Raw genomic sequence first — 5,134 nt, 5'->3', positions numbered from 1 at the left:
CAGATTTTCTGAAAAGCTGCTACCAGTTCGGCCGTAATGTAGATTTGATTGCCGCTAATGTTTCCGCTTTCGATTTGCTCAATCACCCCCAACAACAACACCGGCTTATGCGGCGCTTTGCCAAAAACCTTGTTGCGGTGTGTGGCCCGCTTAAGCCGTGTCAGTGCATCCGTCATCACACAATACTACCCATTCCTCTCCAAACCTCTGCTCTTCCATTCGTGATTCGCGATTCGCGAATTGCGAATTATTTGACTACATTTGCACTTGTAAATCGAAAAGTGATGAAGAAACACAGTGGGATGCGTCCTCATGATATTGTGATTCTGCTAAAAATAGCAGCCAAAAAGGGTAAGCCCTGGCTCATGAAAGATTTGGCCATCGAGTTGGGCATCAGCGCAAGCGAGGTGAGCGAAAGTTTGAATCGTTCGGCATATGCAGGATTAATCACCAAAGACAAGAAGCGACTGATGAAGTTGTCAATCCTCGATTTTCTGGAACACGGACTTCGTTATGTGTATCCTCAAATTCCGGGTGCCAGAGTCCGCGGCGTACCGACCGCCCATGCAGCCCCGCCACTGGTAAGCGAAATTGTGAGTAGTGAACCCTATGTGTGGCCCTACGGCGAAGGTATGGTGAGAGGCGAATCGATTGAACCTTTGCATCCCAAGGTGCCGGAGGCTTGTTTGAAAGATCCTTACTTTTACGAATATATGGCATTGTGCGACGCATTAAGAGTTGGCAGAGCAAGAGAAAGAAACATGGCCATTGAGGAACTCAAAAATCGCTTATGCTGAAAAACACACTTGTTAATAGAGCCGCTTCCAAAAGGTTGCACAAGCACTGGGCGATCTCAATGAAAGAGTGGTGTATGTAGGAGGTGCAATTGTGAGTCTTTATATCGACGATCCGACAGCAGATGACGTTCGCCCCACAAAGGATATTGATATCACTATGGAAATTGCAAGTCTCGGCCAATTGGAAGCCATACGCGAGGCATTGAATCAGAAGGGGTTCCACCAGTCAAGTGAAGACAACGTGATTTGTCGTTTTCGATACGAGGACATCAAAGTGGATGTTATGGCCACAAAAGCGGTGGGTTGGGCTCCGGCGAATCCGTGGTTTGCTCCGGGCTTCAATAGTCTTGTTCAATTCGAAATTGAGCACACAACGATTAAGTGTTTATCATTGCCTTATTATCTGGCAACCAAGTTTACAGCGTTTTATGATCGCGGAATCAGAGATCCGCGTACCAGTCGGGATTTTGAAGATATCGTCTATGTGCTCAATTACACGTCAGATTGGGTGGGACAAATGCAAGCCTCCAATGAAGATGTTAAACAGTACTTGACAAAATGCTTCTCTGATATTCTTGAAGATTCAACCAAACAAGAAGCAATACTGGGCAATTTGTTCCATGAAAATCAAGATCAGCGATTCAGAAAAATCACAGCCAAGCTTGAGCAAATCTGCCGAGGCACTCTATGACCTCAAGAGAGCACTCAACAAATCATGCCCCTTCCGTTTGAATTGAATTCATTGCGCACATCTTCTGTCGGTGAAATCTCAAATACGCGGATCGGTCATATTCCATATCAGAATTTGGAATACTCTTTGCGCCAGTTGTTTATGGGGAATTATCGCATATCGCGATACGCGATAATTGCTACCCGCACACTTTTTCGTACGACTTTTTGCCATTCATGCCACTTTTGCCCGGGAGTTTGGTCGGCACCGAGAGAAAAAATTGTGCAAAATGAAAACGGCACTTTCAATTTGCACGGCTTAATTTTACGATTAAAATCAAGTCATTAGACTCTTCATTCCGCAGGCTCCATTCAGAGTGACACCCAGTTTCAATGGAACATTCAACTTGCAATTGGCTCATTGTTCAATGGTCTCATTGGCTAATTATCACATCACCCTTTGCGGAAACGCATACAACGGAACGTTGGTCAACCATGGCTCTTCGCGGAAATCGGAAAGCGACGTGCGATAGCAATGAACACCCTCGTGCTTTTCGTGAAAAACCTGCAGCGATTTGCTTTGCAGATTTTCGGTCGCTTTCACTTCAAGCGGAAAGAGCACGCCTTTTTCTTCGAACAGGAAATCTACTTCTGCCTGACCGCTGTCGTTGGTCCAGTAAAACGGTGCGCCGGCACCTTGCGCAATGAGTTGCTGAAGGACAAATTGTTCCGTCAGCGCGCCTTTGAATTCGCTGAACAGCTTGTCTCCTTCCAAAATAATACGGGCATCGAGTTGGGCCATTGCAGCCAGCAGTCCGACATCGTGAAAAAAGAGCTTAAAATGCCTGGTGTCGGCGTAGGCCTTGAGGGGCAGCTTTGCCGCCGATGTTCGGTAAACTTTATGCACGAGTCCGTAATGCATCAACCACTCAATGGCCGATTCGTAATCGCGGGCGCGGGCTCCCGTGCGGATAAGTCCGTACACAAACTTTTTGTTCTCTTTGGCCAGTTGTGCTACAAAGGTGTCCCAGATTTGTCGAATACGCGGAATCACTTCCTTGGGTGCATGTTTGGAAAAGTCGCGCTCATAAGCATCCAGAATCTGAAGTTGAATGGCACGCACATCTTGCGGCGATTCAGTTTCGGCATAAGTGCGCACCGCTTCAGGCATGCCTCCCACAAAATAATAGGCTTTCAGCAATGATACCAGGCGTTGGTGAAAGACCTGGGTCAATTCGAAGTTCTCGCCAATAATGAGTTCGCTTAGTTTTTCCTCGCCCATGGCCTGTAAAAACTCCACGAAATTCATGGGGTGGACGTGCATCAGCTCTACTTTCCCCACCGGAAATGACGTGGTGGTTTTGGTGCCCACACCCAGTAGCGAACCCGCAGCAATAAGATGAAGTTGGGGCAGCTCCTCCTGGAAGTATTTGAGTGCGGTGAGGCCTCCTTTTGCTTCCTGAATTTCATCGAGTATGACCAGGGTTTGACCCCCTTCAATTTTTTTACCGGAAAATACCTCCAGGGCACTCACAATGCGTTGCGGATCGTAATCCCCCTCGAACAAACCGGACATTGACCGCTCGCGTTCAAAGTTTACATACACCACCTGCTGAAATTGGTCGGCTCCCAATTGTTTCATGAGCCAGGTTTTTCCTACCTGACGTGGCCCGATCAACACCAATGGCTTGCGGTTTTTCCTGGTTGCCCAGGCAGTTAAGGAGGACTGAATCTTTCGTTCCACACCACGAATTTACATTTTTTCGTACGTCTTTTCGTCCTGCATGACATTTTTTCGTACGACTTTTTGCCATCCGTGCCACTTTTGGGCGGGAGTTGATCATTCGAAAGCGAAAAAATTGTGCACACTGAATATGGTTCTTTCTTTGAACACGTTTTTACTTCAGCAGCACATCGCTTTTCCTTCACCTTATCGCCAAAAGGACTCAGGGCAAAAGCATTTAGAACTGTTTGGATTTAAAAACAACTAAAAGTGATTTTGAATGAGAAGTCTCCCTTGCGTACTTCGCGCCTGCCATGCCGCAGGCAGGCCTTCCCTGCCCGCGGCAGGCGGGTTTGCGGTCCCTGCTAAGGGACTTGCCTGCCTGCGGCACGGCTGGCGGTAAAATTTCTTAACCGCAAGGAATACGCAATAGGAGGCCTGCCAGCGGCAGGCTGGCGCAACGAGCGCAAAGAAACTGAATATCAATACTAAAGTGAAGTTCCAAAAAAAAGTTGACGCCTTACTGACACCTCTCAAGAGGTAAAGCCGTCGGGAAGTATCTTCATTGACAGCTTCTGGATTGATACTCTAAATGCGTTTGCCCTGCCAAAGGACTGCTGATGGTTGCGTAGTTGGCAAAAAAAATGCTATATTCCGGAGTCATAAACCCCAAAACACGCTCAGCATGAAACTACAAACAATCAGCTTATTCGCAATACTATTGTTGTCGGCTTTGGCTTGTTCAAAAGACAAGGGCGAAGGAACCAACTCATCCACCAGGATTAAGGTTTACATGCACGACCAACCCATCAACTACCAGCAGGTAAACATTGATTTACAGGCCGTGGAAATCAAAGGGAATGGCCCCGGTGAGGTGATTGTACTTGGAGATTATGCCGGCATCTACAATCTGCTCGATTTGCAGAATGGCATCGACACGTTGATTGCCGATACGGAAGTGAATTACAGTTTTGTGAGCCAGATCAGACTCATTCTTGGCCCAAACAATTCTGTGATGGTTGACAGCACACTCCACCCCCTGCAGACTCCCAGTGCGCAGCAATCCGGATTAAAAATCAATGTACATGCGCCGCTTACCGATTTGGAATTGCTGGTTCTCTCCATCGATTTTGACGCCAACGAATCGGTGCATCAGTTGGGCAATGGCAATTTCCAGTTACATCCGGTGATTCGTTTGGATGACTAAGACCATGCTCAATGAACAGAACGTTTTCAATTTGCCCTGTTTTTCATAAAATGCTTTTAGCAGCCACTGATATCCTGTGACTTCACTTCATTTCAACTGTGCATTAACGGTAGATTGCGTGGTGTTCTCAGCCAGCGGGGCTGTGGTATTGATCCGCAGGAAAAACCCTCCTTTTCAGGGCCAATACGCGCTGCCGGGCGGATTTGTCGATGAAGACGAAACCGTAGAACTAGCCTGTGTGCGCGAGGCGAAGGAAGAAACCAATCTCGAGCTTAAGAACTTGCAATTGGTTGGCATTTATTCAACGCCGGGACGCGATCCCCGCGGCCGCACCGTTTCTGCCGCTTTTCTGGCCGAAGCCGACCTTTCGCAGCTCCGCGCCGGAGATGATGCTACCGAAGCCGAACTGGTACAGTACTGGCAGGAGAAGGAACTCGCCTTTGATCACGCACAAATACTGCATGACGCCTGGAAATTGCATGGTTCGTAAGGCCCATTGGTAAATGTTTGAACCGCGCGCCTACGAGGGGACTGCGCTTTGGCCACTCAGTTCAGCGTAGCGTCTCGCTATGCTGACATATTCAAGGCGTCCCCGCCTGCTTTTTAATTCCGATTGTAAGCCACGAGAATCCGCGCCAAATCCTTTTCAACCCCACCCCTTATTGTCATTTCGACCGGAGTGCTGAGGTACGAAGCACGGAGTAGCCTGCCCCGAAGAATTTCGGGGGAGAAATCTCT

General features: G+C 48.0%; 3 protein-coding genes and 2 pseudogenes. 4 read left to right on the top strand and 1 reads right to left on the bottom strand.

From position 1 onward, the window contains the following. Window positions 1-284: 284 nt before the first annotated feature. Together EA392_00195 and EA392_00190 are read left to right on the top strand one after the other, a co-directional pair. A complete protein-coding gene (locus EA392_00195; GenBank protein TVR42587.1) occupies window positions 285-797 on the top strand; it encodes a hypothetical protein in 513 nt (170 codons plus the stop codon). Beyond that, a pseudogene (locus EA392_00190) lies at window positions 791-1,488 on the top strand (hypothetical protein). The gene EA392_00195 and the pseudogene EA392_00190 overlap by 7 nt, the downstream one beginning before the upstream one ends. A 426-nt stretch (window positions 1,489-1,914) precedes the next feature. Here the strand turns inward: EA392_00190 and EA392_00185 are convergent. Continuing rightward, window positions 1,915-3,168, bottom strand: a pseudogene (locus tag EA392_00185) (ATP-binding protein). 613 nt (window positions 3,169-3,781) lie between these two features. Between EA392_00185 and EA392_00180 the strand changes: the two are divergent. Both EA392_00180 and EA392_00175 read left to right on the top strand, forming a co-directional pair. Then, entirely contained in the window at window positions 3,782-4,396 is a 615-nt protein-coding gene (locus EA392_00180; GenBank protein TVR42586.1) for a DUF4382 domain-containing protein, read from the top strand. A gap of 76 nt (window positions 4,397-4,472) precedes the next feature. Then, window positions 4,473-4,886 (top strand): NUDIX hydrolase, encoded by a 414-nt coding sequence (locus EA392_00175; GenBank protein ID TVR42585.1) that lies wholly within the window; start codon window positions 4,473-4,475, stop codon window positions 4,884-4,886. Window positions 4,887-5,134 lie beyond the last annotated feature (248 nt).

This window comes from Cryomorphaceae bacterium (assembly GCA_007695365.1).
GTDB lineage: Bacteria > Bacteroidota > Bacteroidia > Flavobacteriales_D > SKUL01 > SKUL01.
The sequence above is the reverse complement of the archived record's forward strand: the minus strand, read 5'-3'. Positions and strand labels throughout refer to the sequence as shown.